A 15,497-nucleotide genomic window follows, 5' to 3' on the forward strand; every position below is an offset into this window, starting at 1 on the left:
GTGAAAAGGTTTCCAAACACCGTGAACAGGGCTATAAAGCTCATAGTGTAGTTAATCGACATTACAATTTAGATTACGCAATTCGTGCCATGTGGATGGATTGCTGGATAAGGAGTTTTGGCATGCGTCGGATGCTATTCGGTTTATTAGGTTGCATTCTAGTTGGATGTGGTGGGACGGTCGGCAATCCGAGTGCAACTCCGTTGCCGAGCCTTGAGCCAACTACGCAGGCGGTGGTGGCAAGTGTTGTGCCAACAAATACGCCTGTTGCTACTACTACTACTGCTGCTGCTAGCCCCACTCGTTTGCCAACCCAAACAGTTGCGCCCGAAATTACCAGCAAACCAGTCGAGTTGGATACGCCAACGTTGAACGAGCAAAACGCGCCGCCAACTGCTGCGCCGCAACCAACCGCCAACCCAAGTAGCAACCCAAGTCAGCCAGTGCGTATGGTGATTGATGTGATTGGATTGGATCTTGCGCCAGTTTCCGTTGGCCTTGATCAACGCAATGTGCCAATTGTACCAAAACACGATGTTGGTTGGTACAATCTGAGTGCGCAGCCTGGCCAAGGCGAAAATGTGGTGCTTTGGGGCCATGTCTTGCGCTGGAAGGATGCGCCGAATGTGCCTGCACCCTTTGCCCGAGTGAAAGATGTGGCGATTGGTGAGACAATTAAAGTCTATAGTGCCGATGGCAGCGAATATCGCTACCGCGTGACGGAACAAGTGTGGGCTACGCCTGATCAAGTGCAATATATTTTGCCAGTTGGCTCAGAGCGTTTGACCTTGGTTTCGTGCATTGGCGATCAAGTGATTGTTGAAGGTAATTTAGAGCTGAGCCATCGCCTAATTACGATTGCCGAGCCAATTCGTTAAAAGGAACTTGCCAATGCCTGAACATCTGCCCGACTTGCATGTGCCATCAGTTCAGACCTTTGGCGAGCGCTATGGCAACGGGCGCTTGTGGTGGTATATGTTTGTGGTGCTCTTTGTGGGCGTTTTCTTTGGCATGATGGCAATTGTTGGGATTAACGATTTAAACGATAGCGTGCGCTTGCCCGTTATTTGGCAATTGGGCATGCAGCGCTTGAGTCTTGTAAGCATTGGCCTTGCGAGCCTGATTTTTGCTGGCTTTGGTTGGCTGATGGGCTGGATGCTGCGCAAAGTGGCAATTTGTCGGGTACGCTCAGTGGTTTTGGCAACGCTGGTTGGCTATTGGGCGGCCTATATTCTGTTTAATTGGCCGCCTAGCTTATTGTGGATTACCAATAGCCCGCACACAACCTACTATCGACATATGCTGAGCGCTATGTTGGTGGCCATTGGCTGTGTGGCTGGGCCAATTGCCTTGGTCATGCGACCTCGCCGTTGGGCAGGAGTTTGGCTATTTAGTCAATTGGCGCTTGGTTTTGTGATTGCCAGCATCACCCATTGGCTGGTAATCAATGAATTTGATGGTTTTGGATTAACCTTCTTCCTGCTAGCGATCCTCGTTATCTACCCACTTGGCCTAAGTTGGTGGTTTAGCTATTATTTACGTCGCCAAATAATGCCCTTATAACCGCATTTGGGTCTATAATTGGGGAACTATGAAACAATCTGTACCTGCATCTGCCCGCAAATTATTGGATAGCCGCTGGCTTAAAGTTGGCATTGGGGTCAAGCGTTGGCTGGTACTCATGCTGCTGGGCCTGATGTTTTCGGCCTTGGGCTTGGCATTTGGCCTGCGCGAACTCTATACGACGGTTGAACTGCCAGCGATCTTCTATTATTTGACCTTGCAATTCTGGCCGCGCACCATTCGCATGATCATCTTGTGTTTGGCGGGCATTATGGCCACTGGGATTGCGTTTCGCCATCTGAATCGGGTTTTGCTGAGTGCAGCGCTTCCTCGCAATACTGCCCCAATCGATTTGGCCGAAACCTTGATTGGTCGTAGCCGCACCCGTCACGGCCCCAAAGTGGTGGCAATTGGCGGCGGTCACGGGCTTTCAACCTTGCTTAGTGGCCTGAAACAATATACCGATAATATTACGGCGATTGTGGCAGTTGCTGACGATGGTGGCTCATCAGGCCGCATTCGCCAAGAATTTGGCATCTTGCCGCCAGGAGATATTCGGCGCTGTTTGGCAGCTTTGGCTGAAGCCGAGCCATTGATGACCCGCTTGTTTGAGCATCGTTTTCAGGCTGGCAGCCTCGAAGGCCATACCTTTGGCAATTTATTTATTACTGCGCTGGCCGAAGTAACTGGCTCGTTTGGCGAAGGCGTGCGCGAGGCCAATCGAGTATTGGCGGTGCGCGGCCAAATTGTGCCAGCCACGCTTGATGATGTGGTGCTGTGGGCCGAGTTGGAAAATGGCGAGCATATCAGCGGCGAATCACGGATTGCCAAAAGCGGCCAGCGCATCAAACGGGTCTATTTGCAGCCGCAAACTGCCTTAGCGGTGCGAACCGCCATCAAAGCAATCGAAGAAGCCGATTTGATTATTGTTGGGCCTGGTAGTTTATACACCAGCTTGCTTTCGAGCTTGATGATTAGCGAAGTCAACCAAGCCATTCGCGAGGCGACCCAAGCGGTGCGGGTCTATGTGTGCAACGTAGCGACCGAGCCAGGCGAAACCGACCATTTTGGGGTGCGCGACCACTTGCAAGCGCTCGTCGAGCACGTTGGCCCCGATGTGTTTGATGTAGCTTTGGCCAATAGCGATGATCGCCAGAACCATCGCTTTGCGCCAGAATGGCAAGGCCGCACCACTATTGTGCCGCTTGATCAAACCAAAGATTTGCCAATTCGCGTGCGTACCGCCAACGTGATCAATCCAGCCAATCCATTGCGCCATGATCCAGTGCGTTTGGCGCGTGAGTTAATGCGCGTTTTAGAAAAAGAGCGCCAAATGGGCCGCTTGTGACAGAAATTGACACAGGCAGATGCTAGGGTTTGGGGCTAGAGGCAGGAATCAGGAAAAATGGAACCACGAAGCGTACGAAGGTTGCCAACTGAAACAACAACAATCCAACAGACAAATATTAGGGGGTGCAGGGGGATGAAAACCCCCTGCGTCTCCCTCCGGCGGAGGGACGGAAGGGAGGCGAACGAGTGGCCAGTGATAAGCGTTCAGGAAAAATGGAACCGCGAAGATCACGAAGGTTGCCAACTAAAACAATAACAACAATCCAACAAGCAAATATTAGGGGGTGCAGGGGGATGAAAACCCCCTGCGTCTCCCTCCGGCGGAGGGACGGAAGGGAGGCGAACGAGGGGTCAGTGATCAGCCATCAGGGATCAGGAAAACCGGAACCGCGCAGCACGCGAAGATCACGAAGGTTGCCAACTAAAACAATAACAACAATCCAACAGACAAATATTAGGGGGTGCAGGGGGATGAAAACCCCCTGCGTCTCCCTCCGGCGGAGGGACGGAAGGGAGGCGAACGAGAGGCCAGTGATAAGCGTTCAGGAAAAATGGAACCGCGAAGGGCGCTAAGAACGCGAAGGTTGCCAACGCGAATGGTTGATTAAGCCAACTAGGTTAGGAGCACCGGATGCCACTCGATTTTAATCAGGTTGGCCAACAAATTAAACGCATGGGCGGCGATTTGCGCCAAACAGCCAATCAACATGATCAATTGGTGACCACAGCTTGGACAAATCTGGAACAAGAAAGCCCGCGCTGGGAACATTGGGCACGCCATGCAGAAGAAAATTATCTGCGCAGCCCATGGCTGTTGGCGGCTCCCGCCGAGCCGATTACCAATCGTTATCGCTTGCCCAAATTTGCGCCACATTATTGCTTGGCGGCAGTTGATGGCTCGCAGATCGACCTTGATCGGCATTGGGCGGTCGAGTGTTTTTTGATTAATCTTGGTTTGGTGACGATTCAATATGGCCAACAGCCCTATTCCAAATTGCATTCGGTGCCAGCTTTGCACTACAACGATCAAGAATTGTTGCTGCGCGATAAAGATGGCCGCAGTTATAAAATGGCTGGAGCCTTGGTCCATGCCGAGCGTGATACTCGCGAAGGGATTGCGCTGGCGAGCTTAGCCCAAGAGATTTTGGCTACCAGCACTGCACCGTTGGTCGCAATGCAAGATGGTACGCTGATTCGCTGGTCGTTGAGCGGGCTTGATCCGTGGGTGCGCAGCCATTTTCTGCAACGCTATCTTGATGAAGGTTTGGCTGCTTTACGCGCCGCTGATGTGCCAACCTGCTCCTACATTAGCCATCCCAAAGCGCCTGAAGTGACCGGAATTGCCCGTTTGATCGCCAAACCAACCTTGAACAGTGCCAGCAAAGCCGAAGGCATTATCGATCCCTATCCTGGGATCAACGATACAAAATTATTTGGCAATGGCTGGTTGGGCGATGGCGAACGTAGCGCGTTATTCAAAAGCCTCTCCAAAATTAATGTTGAAGAATATGGCGAGCACGCGATTTACTTCTTCTACCTGAATGTTGGGGCCGAATTAGCGCGAATCGAACTGCCCGAATGGGTGGCGCAACGGCCAGAATGGGTTGATTTGATTCACGCAGTCGCGTATGATCAAGCCCATCGTGGCGGTGGCTATCCGGTGGCGTTGGCGCGGGCGCATGAGCAAGCAGTGGTGCGCGAAAGCGATCGTCGGGTGTTTCGCCAAATGATTGAGCAAGCCCTGTGGCATGCTCGCTTGAGCAATGGCTCATCATTAAAACAAGATGCCAAATCTCAAGTGCGGGTTTAACTCTTTTAGCTATAGCCTATCCTCGATAGCCTATACCCAAGATATATGCAAGAACAACGTATTGGTGAAGTGATCGAAGCAAGCTCAACGCAATGGACAACTGGCGCATATGAGCTGCTGAATGCGCCGCCGTTTGGCTCGTTGATCAAGGCTGGTTGCTACGACAACGATTTGTGTGTCTATGGCTTGGTCTACGATATTCGAACTGGTAGCCGCGATCTTGGTGGCAAAGCCATGGTACGTGGTGGGCGGCGCTACGATGGTAGCGAGTTCTACGACGATCAAATTTATAGCGAACATCCTGATCTTGCTGCCGTGTTGCAGACCGAGTGGAGTGCCTTGGTGATAGGCTACGAGCGGGCTGGCCGCATTATTCATTATCTGCCACCGCAACCGCCAACCGTCCACTATAGCGTCCATTTGTGTGATGATAATACCGTGCATCGTTTTACCCAACACTGCGATTTCTTTCGCATGGTCTTACACGCCAATTTGCCGATTGTTGATGAACTGTTGGGCACAGCGATTCGCAATGCGGCAGAATTACAAGCCAATCGGCGCGAATATGAGCTGTACGCAGGCCGCGAATTAGCCCGTTTGCTGCGCGACGATTATGATCGCTTGCGCGTATTGGTGCGTATGTTGACCAGCTAAATTGGGAGGATGTATGCCGAGTTATGTTGTTAATGGGCGTAAATACAACAGCATCGATGAAATGTCCGCCGCAGATCGCCAAGCCTATCAACAAGCGATGGATACATTGGCAGATAATGGCGGGTTTCCTAACCTCTTAGATAAAAATACAACCGTCCAAACGACCCATACAACCAATGTTAGCCAGCAGCATGTGATCAATGGCAGCAGCGATCAGCTGAACGCAATGTTTGCTGATCGCGATGGCAATGGCATTCCCGACATTATGGAAGCAAACGGCGATCAGTTGAACGCGATGTTTGCTGATCGTGATGGCAATGGCATTCCCGACATCATGCAAGAGCAAAGCAACTTTAGTAGCCAGCAAGCCTCAACTTCCTCAAACACTTGGAAAACTCCTACTCCAAGCGCTGATCCGCTGGCTAGTTCGGCATTGCCATGGAATCAACCACGACAAAGCAACGGATTTTTGCTTGGTTTGATCGTTGGCGGCGTGGCGATCGGCGCAGCCTTATTGGCATGGTATCTCTTGATGTAAGCGCACCACGCAGCATGCAATCAACTACCGCCGCACTAACTCTGGCACATCAAGCATAATCACGGCATCCTTGTCGTCGTCGTCGGTGTTGCCCGGGTCATACCAAATGACGGCGATTTGGCTGCCATCGGGCGACCACGCGGGCCATTGATAGTGGCCAGGTGGAGTCAGAGCCAAGCGTTCGCCCGTGGCAGGTTTGAACAGCCATACTTGGTCGGAGGAACGGTCGAAATTAACGATAAAGACAAGCCATTGGCCATCAGCTTTGCGTTGAAAACGTTGGGCAACCTGAAGAAGCTGGTTGTACTCCACCAGAACAATTGGGGTAGCCATATGCTCTCCCGTTGGGTAGGTTTATAGCGTGGATGCTGCTCTCTCATGGGCGGGGTGGTACAATGTGCGATTTCGTATCCCTAACTAAAAGTATATGTCATGTGATATATAAAATCTTCACTCACATGGGAATTTTGGCTTTTAAACAACAAAACCTCCTCATATGCTGAGGAGGTTTGCCTAACAATACTCTGATTTTAGTTGGTATGCTGGAGCCGCACAACGCTAAATGGCAGATCATCAAGCCCACGCAAAATCAGGGTTTCGTTGGCCAAATCAGCGGGCAAAATTTCAGCCACACCTGGCGCTTCGAGCACTTGCTGGGTTACCACCAACTCTGCATAGTTGGCGCTCGATTGCACCCGCGCCGCTGCATTAACCGTCGTGCCAAAGTAATCAAGCCGATCATTGAGCGTGACTGCAAGCGTTGGCCCTGCATGCACGCCAACTTTGAGCGTCAAGCGCTCGTCAGCGGCTAATTCGCGCTCGCGGTTGAAGGCTTCGATTGCGATTAATGCGTTTTGGCCAGCCTTGACCGCCGCCGCACCATCAACAAACACGGCCATAATTGCATCGCCAATGGTTTTGACGACTGCACCGCCTGCTTGATTAACTACATTAAACAGGATGTTGAAGTGTTCGCGTACCAAGCTGTAGGCCCGTGGGTCGCCTTTGCGGGCATACAAGGCGGTCGAGCCGCCAAGGTCGGTGAACATCAGTGCCGCCCATTTGATCTGGAAGCTCTCGCCGTCGGGCAATGGCTCGTCGATAAACAAATCGCGGAAGGCTTGGACTGTTAGCAATTCGTGCGAAGTCGTTACGCCCAAACGGCGGTCGGTTGCTTCACGCCATGCTTCGTTGTCGATACCCGCTGGCAAACTGCGCACTCGCTCAGCCACTGAGAAGGTCACATGAATGCCATCATCGAGCTTGGCTTGGAAATCGTCGCGACACATTGCACAATATTGTTTCGAATGGGCTTGGGTCAATTTATCAAAGGCATGCGCTTGGTAGCCGCAATAAATACAGCGCGCTTCCCAATTCAGGTTAAATAGGCCAACCTGAACCGCCGCTGCCATGAGTTGCAAGCCTGCGCGGCGCGAAAGCCCAACTTCTTCGGCCAAATAAGCCGGATTAAAGCGATAGAGCATCGCGCCTGGAGCTGTATCGACCATGCTCGCTAAGGCGTTGCGAACCGTTTCGTCGATGCCGTAATTCGCCAATTCTGCTACCAGCGTGCTACTTGATGGTGTGGGTTGTGCTTCATCTAAAGCCATAGCATAGCCTCCTAGATACCTATGAAATTGTAGCACGCTCTTGCTACTATGGTAGCCCGAATTGCCATCTAATTGCTATATGGAGTGGTTTATCATATTAAGCACCATGGTCTTTTTCCACCCTTCCGTCCCGCCAGCGGGAAACGCAGGGGGCTTTAATCCCCCTGCACCCCCTCAAGGACAATTGAAGGCTGAACCACAGCCGTTGATGAACCTGCGGATGCGTGGTGGGCAGCGAAAACCAACCCGTGGATGGGGTTGCGGGAATACGACTGTTGCCAACTCAATGAACCATTACAGTTAAACGCTGCGGGCTGCACCCCGTGATTCGATGTAGCTCAGCGATTGATGGCGGAAATAAGTATCGTATAAATCAGCATAATGCCCGCCCTGATCCATCAGTTGCTCATGGCTGCCTTCTTCGATAATTTGGCCTTGGTTGAGCACAATAATGCGGTCGGCTGAGCGCACGGTCGAAAGTCGGTGGGCAATCAGAATCGCGGTCGAGCGCGAGAGAATCAGATCCATCGCTTGCTGAATTTGGGTTTCAGTAAATGGGTCGATGCTCGCCGTGGCTTCATCTAAAATGAAGATTGCTGGTTGCGCTGCCAAAACCCGCGTCAAGGCCACCAATTGGCGCTGGCCGAGCGAAAGTTTGTTGCCGCGCTCGCCAACTTGCGATTGCAAGCCTTGGGGCAGGGTTTCGAGCCATTCGCCGCCACCAATTTGGGTCGCCACCGCTTCCAGTTCTGCATCGCTGAGGTGTGGCGCTGCATAGCGAATGTTGTCGGCAACTGTGCCATCAAACAAAAACGGAGTTTGGGTCACAATCCCCAATTGTTGGCGATAGCTGCGCAAATCGAGCGAGCGAATATCATGGCCATCGACCGTGATTTTGCCAGCCTGAAACTCGTAAAAACGGGTAATTAACTTGGCGATGCTCGATTTGCCAGCGCCTGTATGCCCAACCAAAGCGATACTTTCGCCTGGCGCAATCGTGAGGCTGAAATCATTCAGCACTGGCTCTTTGCGGCCATAACGAAATTCGACATGATCAAACACAATTTCGCCGCGCAAACGCTCGGTGGTTTTCTGATCGGTTTGTTTGACGCTATGCTCTGCATCGATCAAGGCAAAAATGCGTTCGGCAGCAGCCAAGCCAGCCTGAAATTGGCTCCAAAAGGCCGAAATATTCAGCAAAGGAAACCAAAAAAGGTCAACCGAACGCACAAACACATACCAAGCAGCCAAGGTTATCGAGAGATCGATAACCGACAAACCGCCCCAATAAATCAGCGCCGCCGTGCCAAAGCCCGAAACGACATTCAGGGTTGGAAACACATTCGAGAGCACAAAGCCGCGGCGCAGGTTTACCCCATACGATTGATGGTTGATCTCGCTAAATTCGCCGTAAATGCGGGCTTCTTGGCGAAAATTCTTGGCAATGCTGATGCCGGTTACGGCCTCTTGAATTGAGCTATTGACCTCGCCCAGTACCTGAAAACCTTTGCGCGTGACGAAGCGGGCCAAGCGTCGGAAGCCCAAAGCCAAGCCAATCACGATTGGGGTAAAGCCGATAATGCCCAAACTGAGCGGCACCGAAACGCTGAGCAAATAAATCAGCAAGGCAATCACGGTCAGCACTTGGCTCACAATTTCGATGATCAAGCGGGAAACTTGGGCAAACTCTTGGGTATCCGAGGTGATGCGGCTGATAATTCGGCCAGAGCGCAGATCATCGAAGAACGAAAGATCATGGCTGATAGCGGCATTAAACGCATCGTTGCGCAAAGCACTAATCACATCGGCCACGATTTTGGCGGTTAGGCGTTGGCGCACCCAGCCCATGGCCCATTGCAGCACGCCAAACACGACCCCGCCGCTCGCCAGCAACCAGATAAAATTCCAATCTGGGTTGGCCTCGCCAATCCGTTGTACCGCTTGGGCCACCAAAAATGGCGGCACGGTGTTGAGCAAGCCCAAGCCACAAATCAGCAGCACTGTCCACAATGCGGTGCGCCGATGCGCCCGAAAATAGCTCAGCATCCGCCCCATTAATTCGCGGTCGCCATACTGGCGATCATAATTTTCGGTATCTAATCCTGCAAACATAAGCACCCTTTTGAAAGGATGAAGGATGAAGTATGAGGGATGAAATATTAAATTCCTCCTTCATATTGCATTCTTCGTAATTCATAATTTCGCGAAAATTGCCCGATAGGCTTGTTTTGAAAGGATAAAGGATGAAGGATGAGGGATGAAAGCTTAGGATTCTTAATTTGCATACATCCTTGGTCATCCGTCGTTCATCCTTCATCCTTCATAATTCATAATTTGGCGAAGATTGCCCGATAGGCTTGTTTTGAAAGGATGAAGGATGAGGCATGAAAAATCAAACCCTTGCTTCATATTTCATCCTTCATAATTCATAATTTGGCGAAGATTGCCCGATAGGCTTCGGATTGCTGCATGAGATCTTCGTGCGTGCCAACGGCGCTAATTGTGCCTTTGCGAATCACGATGATCAGGTCGGCCCAGCGAATTTGCGAAAGCCGATGGGTAATCAAAATCGTGGTGCGATCTTGCGAGGCTTGTTCAATTGCTTGTTGAATTCGATCTTCGGTCGCGCTATCGATCGCGCTGGTCGAATCGTCAAGCACCAAAATTGTCGGATCGGTCAAGAATGCCCGCGCCAAGGCCAAACGTTGGCGTTGACCACCAGAGAGGGTTACGCCGCGCTCGCCAATAATCGTATCGTAGCCATCGGCCAAGCGCCCAATAAAATCGTGGGCCTGGGCGGCCTTGGCGGCTTCGATAATTTGCTCGCGGGTGGCGTTGGGCACGCCAAAGCCAATGTTATCGGCGATTGAGCGCGAAAAGAGAAAAATATCTTGCTCGATGATTGAGATTTGGCGGCGCAAGGCTGCTAAATTCCAATCGCGCAGATCAACGCCATCGATCAAAATTCGGCCAGATCGGGCATCGTAGGTGCGGTTGAGCAGTTTGGTCAGCGTGGTTTTGCCAGCACCAGTTTGGCCAACCAAGGCTACGGTTTGGCCTGGCTCAATCCGAAAATTCACATTTTGGATTGCATCAACCTCGCTGTGATAGCCAAACGCCACATTTTCAAAGACAATTTCGCCGCGCATTGGCTCGGCATAGCCTTGGGCATTTTCGTCTAACTCAGTTTCGGTGGTAATTAATTCCAAAATCCGCCGCCCGCCAGCAAGGCCGCTCGAAAGCTGCGAGTAGGCAAATTGGGCGGTAAAAGTGGGGAAGCCAAATAGCAACAATAAGCCGTTGAACGAAACCACATCGCCAACGCTAATCAGGCCGTTGCGGAAAAGAATGAGGCTATGGATAAAGCCCAAACCTTGGCCCAAGCCCAACAACAGCACCGGCAAAAAGACCGCTTCCACATTGCCTTGGGCAACAAAAGCATTGCGCCATTTGGTGACCGCAGTTCGAAAACGGGTGCGTTCGCGTTCTTCTTGGGCGGTCGCTTTGACGGTTTCCACGCCGTCGATTGCTTCGGCCAAAGTGGCGTTTAATTCGCCAAAACTGCCGCGCACAGCGGTGGTTACAGGCTTGAGTTGACGTAAATAGTGCCAAACCAGCAGCCCATAAAAGATCAAATAGAGAATCGGCACGACCAGCAGTTGCGGGTGTGGCGAGGCGATCAGCGGCATAATTAAGAACATCGCTGAGCCAACAACCAAATTGACCCCGGGATTGAGCATTAAGTTCATTTCGCGCACGTCATTGGTGGCGCGGGCCATCACATCGCCAGTTGGTTGGCTATCGTGAAAGGCCATGCTTTTGCCCAACAAACTGGTGTAGAGTTCATCGCGCACATCGCGTTCGAGCCGTTGGCCAATCACTTCCGAGGAGAAATTGCGCAAGAGCTGCACAAACGCCCGCAAGAATTGCCCGCCAACAATCAGCAACGCCGCCCACCACAAGCCGTCTTTATCGCCAGCTTTAACCGCCTCGAAGGCTTGGCCAGTGACGATTGGCACTTGCGCGGCAAATAATGCGTTGCCAAATGCCCCGATAAACAGCCCGATAATCCACCAAAGATTGCGCCGCGCATGCGACCAAACCCAGCGTACTGGCGTTGAACGATTGATCTTCCACGATCGTTCAACTACAAATTCACTATTCGAAAGCGCCATGAAATCCCTTTCCAGTTGGAAGCATCTGCTCAATATTCTACCATTGAAACAGGTTTGCTATCCCCGCCTTATGACCGATTGCACATAAGCAGATAGATTTTGGACGAGGGATTAGGGTTCAGTTGTTAGGGACTGGGACGATAGAACATAGAGCATAGAGCATAGAACATAACCCAAGAAAAGCAAAAGTCAGAAGTCAGAAAGCAAAAGTCAAAAGGCAAAAGGCAGAAGGCAAAAGGCAGAAGGCAAAAGTCAGAAAGCAAAAGTCAGAAGGCAAAAGGCAGAAGGCAAAAGTCAGAAAGCAAAAGTCAGAAGGCAAAAGTTAGAAATTAGGGCGAGGATTTTAACGCAGCGGTGCAGCGCGATAAGATAAAAGGATGAGGGATAAGGGATGAAGGAGGAAGGATGAGAGCTATGGCAATGCAAGAACCGAATCATAACAATCTGTGGGAATCTGTGGCTAAAAACTTAACTTCGTGCCCTTCGTGTCCTTCGTGGATCAAAAAACTTAACCTTCGTGCTCTTCGCGCTCTTCGTGGTTTCAAACTAACCCTGAATCCTGACCCCTCGCTCAATCGTTCGACTGATTGACAAGCATGCTGCTGCTGCATACAATAAGCGCCACAAATTGAAAACGACGTTGACGCGGAAGAGTAAGCAAAAGCGCACTTGTCCAGAGAGTTGTCCCTTGGCTGCGAGGATAATCAAGCTGACTTTGCTGAATGGCCCGCTGAGTTGCTCACCGAATCTGGGTTGCTGCCCGGTAGTAGGCTGAGCCGTGATTGCCTCCGTTAGCGGGCTACGAGCGCGTAACTATGCTTTAGTTGCGAATTCGGGTGGTACCGCGAGAATCAAGCCGTCTCTCGTCCCGTATGTGGATCGAGAGACGGCCTTGTTTTAGTTTAGCGGAGGATGATCATGGCTGCTTTACCACGGGTCTTTTCGGGCATTCAACCATCGGGCAATTTGCACCTTGGCAATTATTTGGGGGCGATTCATAACTGGGTGCAAGAGCAAAAACAATACGATAATTTCTTTTGTATTGTTGATTTGCATGCGATTACCGTGCCCCAAGATCCAGCAGAGTTGCGCAAAAACGTGCGCGATTTGGCCGCGCTCTATCTTGCATCAGGCATTAGCTTGGAGCATGCAACAATCTTTGTGCAATCGCATGTGCCCGCCCACGTTGAGCTTGGCTGGATTTTAAATTGCCAAACACCCTTGGGCTGGTTGAATCGTATGACTCAATTCAAGGATAAATCGCAAAAGCAAGAAACTGTCGCCGCTGGCTTGATGAATTATCCAACTTTGATGGCCGCCGATATTTTGCTGTACGATACCCAAATCGTGCCGGTCGGCGATGATCAACGCCAGCACATTGAGCTAACCCGCGATGTTGCCGAGCGCTTTAATCATCTTTATGGCGAGACCTTTGTGATTCCCGAGCCGCTGATTCGGCCTGTGGCAGCGCGGGTGATGGGCCTAGATGAGCCAACCCAAAAGATGAGCAAGAGCAACAAAGCCGCCAACCATTCGATTCCCTTGCTGGGCGATTTGAAGGCGACGCGCAAAGCGATTATGCGAGCTGTTACCGATTCGGGCAGCGAAATCAAATTCGACGAAAAGCGCCCTGGGGTGCATAACCTGTTGGGCATTTACCAAGCCTTGACGGGCAAGGATAAAGCGACGATTGAGGCTGAGTTCGAGGGCCAAGGCTATGGCAAGCTCAAAGGTGCGGTCGCCGATGTGGTGCTAGCAACCTTGGAGCCGTTGCAACAACGTTACAACGAGCTAACTGCTGACCCCGCTGAACTCGATGGGATTCTCAAACGCGGAGCCGAGCGCGCCGCCGAAGTTGCCAATGCTACCTTGTTGCGCGCCTATCAGCAACTTGGGTTGCGGTAATTCGCAGGGGGCTAACATTTTTTTAACCAAGAAGGACACGAAGAGCACGAATGTTGAGTCTGTTGGAAACTTGGAATATCTGCGTATGCCAAGAAATCACTTAACTAAGCTTTGCGGTCTTCGCGTCCTTTGCGGTTATCGTGCTCCTAAGCCTATCTTTTTTGTGAACGAATTTAGTTTAAATTGGAACCGCTGGCTAGAGCCAAAAGCCACTAACCAGCGGTTCATCCTTCATCCTTCATCCTTCATATTTTACGGTAGCCACTCGACGATTGAGCCATTCACAAAGGGCGCTGCGGCTTTGCCTGAGCCAATTTCGTAGATAAACGAGCCTTTGCCAATTGCCTCGTAGGTGACATAACGACCATCGGGCGACCATTTGCCCCACACCCGCACTTCGTATGAGCTTGCACTGCTTGGTGGTGCAACCAATTCTTTATCGCCAGTATCTGCATTGATAATCAGCAACGATCCATCGCTGTAATTATCGAGCATATACCACTTGGCATCGGGCGAAATGCCGCTGAGATAAAAATCGCCAACTTTTTGCAAGGTTTCTACCTCGCCCGTGGCTGGGTCGAGCAAACAAACTCCCCGATCAAAGGTGCCAGGATCACAAAAATCATCGTAAATGATCTTGCTATCTTTGGTCCACCAAGCATCGGCGGTATAGACCGTCGCGATTTTGGTTTGATCGCTGCCATCAGCCTTGATTGTATTCAGTTCAATTGCATCTGCACCGGTCATAAACATGAGCGTTTGACTATCTGGTGCCCAACTTAATGGGTCGAAATCGATCATGCCAGCGGTTGTTAATTGCTTTTCGCTATTGTTTGCAACATCATAGACATAAATATTTTGGTCGTCTTTGGTTTCAAAATCGATGTCGCTGGTGACGAAGGCAAATTTGCTGCTATCAGGCGACCAGTTTAAACTTTGAGGCGCAACATTTTGCAATTCCATGGCGCTGCGCACGTTCGATCCATCGCTATTAGCCAGATAAATTGTTGTTTTCGCCCCGTCACGCACATAAAAAGCCATCGTTTTGCCATCAGGCGACCAGCGCAGAAGATCGCTGTAGTAGTTGTAGTCGCCAAGATCGAAGGGCAAGACCACGCCATCGTTTAAGGTTTGACGCACAAGGCTAAAGTCTTCGAGATAAATCAGATTGCCGCTGAGATTGGTTGGCACGCTGCCACCAGCCGCTTGGGTTGGCAAATCGCTTGATTCATTGGTTGGTACTGGCTCAGCGGTGGCATTGCCGCTGGCTTGGGTTGGCTCGCTGGTGGCGGTTGCTTCAACTTGGGGATTGGCAGCAGTTTCCTCGGTTGGCTTGGCCAAATTGGTTGGCAAGGGTGTCCAGGTTGGCGCATTGGCCAGATTGCCACCCTCGCCACCATTCGAATCTTTATTGCTCAGGAAATATGCGCCAGCACCGCCAGCCACCAAAAACAACGCCAAACCACCGCCAATCAACCAGCGGGCTGTTTTGTTGGGTTTGGCAACTGGTTGTTGGTAATTCGGCTGTTGATAATTCGGCTGTTGATAATTTGCTTGGTTATTGGGTGGATATTGCGGCAAGGCAAAATTAGGCTGGGTTGATGGCTCTTTGCCAAACCCACCAAGCTTGCTGGTCGAGCTATCGGTTTGGTAATTTGGCAGGTTAACCACTTGCGTTGGTGGATCGTTCAATGGTTGGGTGCCACTACGCCGTGGCGCATACGGCGAATCATCGCTTGTATCGCTGCTCGGTAAGGGCTGCGAGCCAAAAACGCCACTGCCAAGGGCTTGGGTCGATGTCCCTGTTTCTGGTTGGCGTGAGCCACATTCGGAACAATAGACCGAGCCATCGGCCAGCGCCGCTCGACAAACCACACATGCTTGAGCCATAA

General features: G+C 51.2%; 12 protein-coding genes and 1 other annotated feature. Of the genes, 7 read left to right on the plus strand and 5 right to left on the minus strand.

What is annotated here, in order from left to right; all coding sequences use genetic code 11:
• The first annotated feature begins 122 nt into the window (after positions 1-122).
• The 6 genes from JOD20_RS02720 to JOD20_RS02745 all read left to right on the plus strand — a co-directional run bounded on the left by JOD20_RS02720 (position 123) and on the right by JOD20_RS02745 (position 5,915).
• Positions 123-878, plus strand: a complete 756-nt coding sequence (locus JOD20_RS02720; RefSeq protein WP_204753792.1) for a class F sortase — start codon at positions 123-125, stop codon at positions 876-878.
• Positions 879-891: 13 nt separating this feature from the next.
• Complete coding sequence (locus JOD20_RS02725) at positions 892-1,563, plus strand: hypothetical protein (RefSeq protein ID WP_204753793.1); 672 nt, start codon at positions 892-894, stop codon at positions 1,561-1,563.
• Positions 1,564-1,591: 28 nt separating this feature from the next.
• Positions 1,592-2,911 carry a gluconeogenesis factor YvcK family protein gene (locus JOD20_RS02730; RefSeq protein WP_204753794.1) on the plus strand — a complete coding sequence of 440 codons (1,320 nt, stop codon included), beginning with the start codon at positions 1,592-1,594 and terminating at the stop codon, positions 2,909-2,911.
• 633 nt (positions 2,912-3,544) lie between these two features.
• Positions 3,545-4,723 carry a DNA double-strand break repair nuclease NurA gene (locus tag JOD20_RS02735; protein ID WP_204753795.1) on the plus strand — a complete coding sequence of 393 codons (1,179 nt, stop codon included), beginning with the start codon at positions 3,545-3,547 and terminating at the stop codon, positions 4,721-4,723.
• 45 nt (positions 4,724-4,768) lie between these two features.
• The gene (locus JOD20_RS02740; RefSeq protein WP_054536806.1) at positions 4,769-5,377 is read left to right on the plus strand and encodes a hypothetical protein; all 609 of its coding nucleotides are present in this window, start codon (positions 4,769-4,771) and stop codon (positions 5,375-5,377) included.
• A gap of 13 nt (positions 5,378-5,390) precedes the next feature.
• A complete protein-coding gene (locus JOD20_RS02745; protein WP_204753796.1) occupies positions 5,391-5,915 on the plus strand; it encodes a hypothetical protein in 525 nt (174 codons plus the stop codon).
• 24 nt (positions 5,916-5,939) lie between these two features.
• On the opposite strand, the gene JOD20_RS02750 is transcribed toward JOD20_RS02745, so the two are convergent.
• The 4 genes from JOD20_RS02750 to JOD20_RS02765 form a co-directional block, all read right to left on the minus strand.
• Positions 5,940-6,248 carry a TolB family protein gene (locus tag JOD20_RS02750; RefSeq protein WP_204753797.1) on the minus strand — a complete coding sequence of 103 codons (309 nt, stop codon included), beginning with the start codon at positions 6,246-6,248 and terminating at the stop codon, positions 5,940-5,942.
• 197 nt (positions 6,249-6,445) lie between these two features.
• A complete protein-coding gene (locus tag JOD20_RS02755; protein ID WP_204753798.1) occupies positions 6,446-7,525 on the minus strand; it encodes an adenylate/guanylate cyclase domain-containing protein in 1,080 nt (359 codons plus the stop codon).
• Positions 7,526-7,825: 300 nt separating this feature from the next.
• A complete protein-coding gene (locus tag JOD20_RS02760; RefSeq protein WP_204753799.1) occupies positions 7,826-9,637 on the minus strand; it encodes an ABC transporter ATP-binding protein in 1,812 nt (603 codons plus the stop codon).
• Between the two features lie 314 nt (positions 9,638-9,951).
• The gene (locus JOD20_RS02765; RefSeq protein WP_204753800.1) at positions 9,952-11,700 is read right to left on the minus strand and encodes an ABC transporter ATP-binding protein; all 1,749 of its coding nucleotides are present in this window, start codon (positions 11,698-11,700) and stop codon (positions 9,952-9,954) included.
• 631 nt (positions 11,701-12,331) lie between these two features.
• Positions 12,332-12,574: a binding site (T-box leader), on the plus strand.
• A gap of 44 nt (positions 12,575-12,618) precedes the next feature.
• Here JOD20_RS02765 and trpS point away from each other — a divergent pair.
• On the plus strand, positions 12,619-13,605 hold the full coding sequence (gene trpS / locus JOD20_RS02770; protein ID WP_204753801.1) for a tryptophan--tRNA ligase: 987 nt from the start codon (positions 12,619-12,621) through the stop codon (positions 13,603-13,605).
• Positions 13,606-13,857: 252 nt separating this feature from the next.
• Here trpS and JOD20_RS02775 read toward each other — a convergent pair whose 3' ends face one another.
• Positions 13,858-15,495: a PD40 domain-containing protein gene (locus JOD20_RS02775; protein ID WP_204753802.1), complete on the minus strand. Its 1,638-nt coding sequence runs from the start codon at positions 15,493-15,495 to the stop codon at positions 13,858-13,860.
• Positions 15,496-15,497: the final 2 nt, after the last annotated feature.

The sequence above is a fragment of the Herpetosiphon giganteus genome, from assembly GCF_016907925.1.
In the GTDB taxonomy this organism is placed as follows: domain Bacteria; phylum Chloroflexota; class Chloroflexia; order Chloroflexales; family Herpetosiphonaceae; genus Herpetosiphon; species Herpetosiphon giganteus.

Bases quoted from the DNA above. Each gene is read 5' to 3' on its own strand.
- JOD20_RS02720 (WP_204753792.1), top strand. From the start codon at position 123: ATGCGTCGGATGCTATTCGGTTTATTAGGTTGCATTCTAGTTGGATGT.
- JOD20_RS02725 (WP_204753793.1), top strand. From the start codon at position 892: ATGCCTGAACATCTGCCCGACTTGCATGTGCCATCAGTTCAGACCTTT.
- JOD20_RS02730 (WP_204753794.1), top strand. From the start codon at position 1,592: ATGAAACAATCTGTACCTGCATCTGCCCGCAAATTATTGGATAGCCGC.
- JOD20_RS02735 (WP_204753795.1), top strand. From the start codon at position 3,545: ATGCCACTCGATTTTAATCAGGTTGGCCAACAAATTAAACGCATGGGC.
- JOD20_RS02740 (WP_054536806.1), top strand. From the start codon at position 4,769: ATGCAAGAACAACGTATTGGTGAAGTGATCGAAGCAAGCTCAACGCAA.
- JOD20_RS02745 (WP_204753796.1), top strand. From the start codon at position 5,391: ATGCCGAGTTATGTTGTTAATGGGCGTAAATACAACAGCATCGATGAA.
- JOD20_RS02750 (WP_204753797.1), bottom strand. From the start codon at position 6,248: ATGGCTACCCCAATTGTTCTGGTGGAGTACAACCAGCTTCTTCAGGTT.
- JOD20_RS02755 (WP_204753798.1), bottom strand. From the start codon at position 7,525: ATGGCTTTAGATGAAGCACAACCCACACCATCAAGTAGCACGCTGGTA.
- JOD20_RS02760 (WP_204753799.1), bottom strand. From the start codon at position 9,637: ATGTTTGCAGGATTAGATACCGAAAATTATGATCGCCAGTATGGCGAC.
- JOD20_RS02765 (WP_204753800.1), bottom strand. From the start codon at position 11,700: ATGGCGCTTTCGAATAGTGAATTTGTAGTTGAACGATCGTGGAAGATC.
- trpS (WP_204753801.1), top strand. From the start codon at position 12,619: ATGGCTGCTTTACCACGGGTCTTTTCGGGCATTCAACCATCGGGCAAT.
- JOD20_RS02775 (WP_204753802.1), bottom strand. From the start codon at position 15,495: ATGGCTCAAGCATGTGTGGTTTGTCGAGCGGCGCTGGCCGATGGCTCG.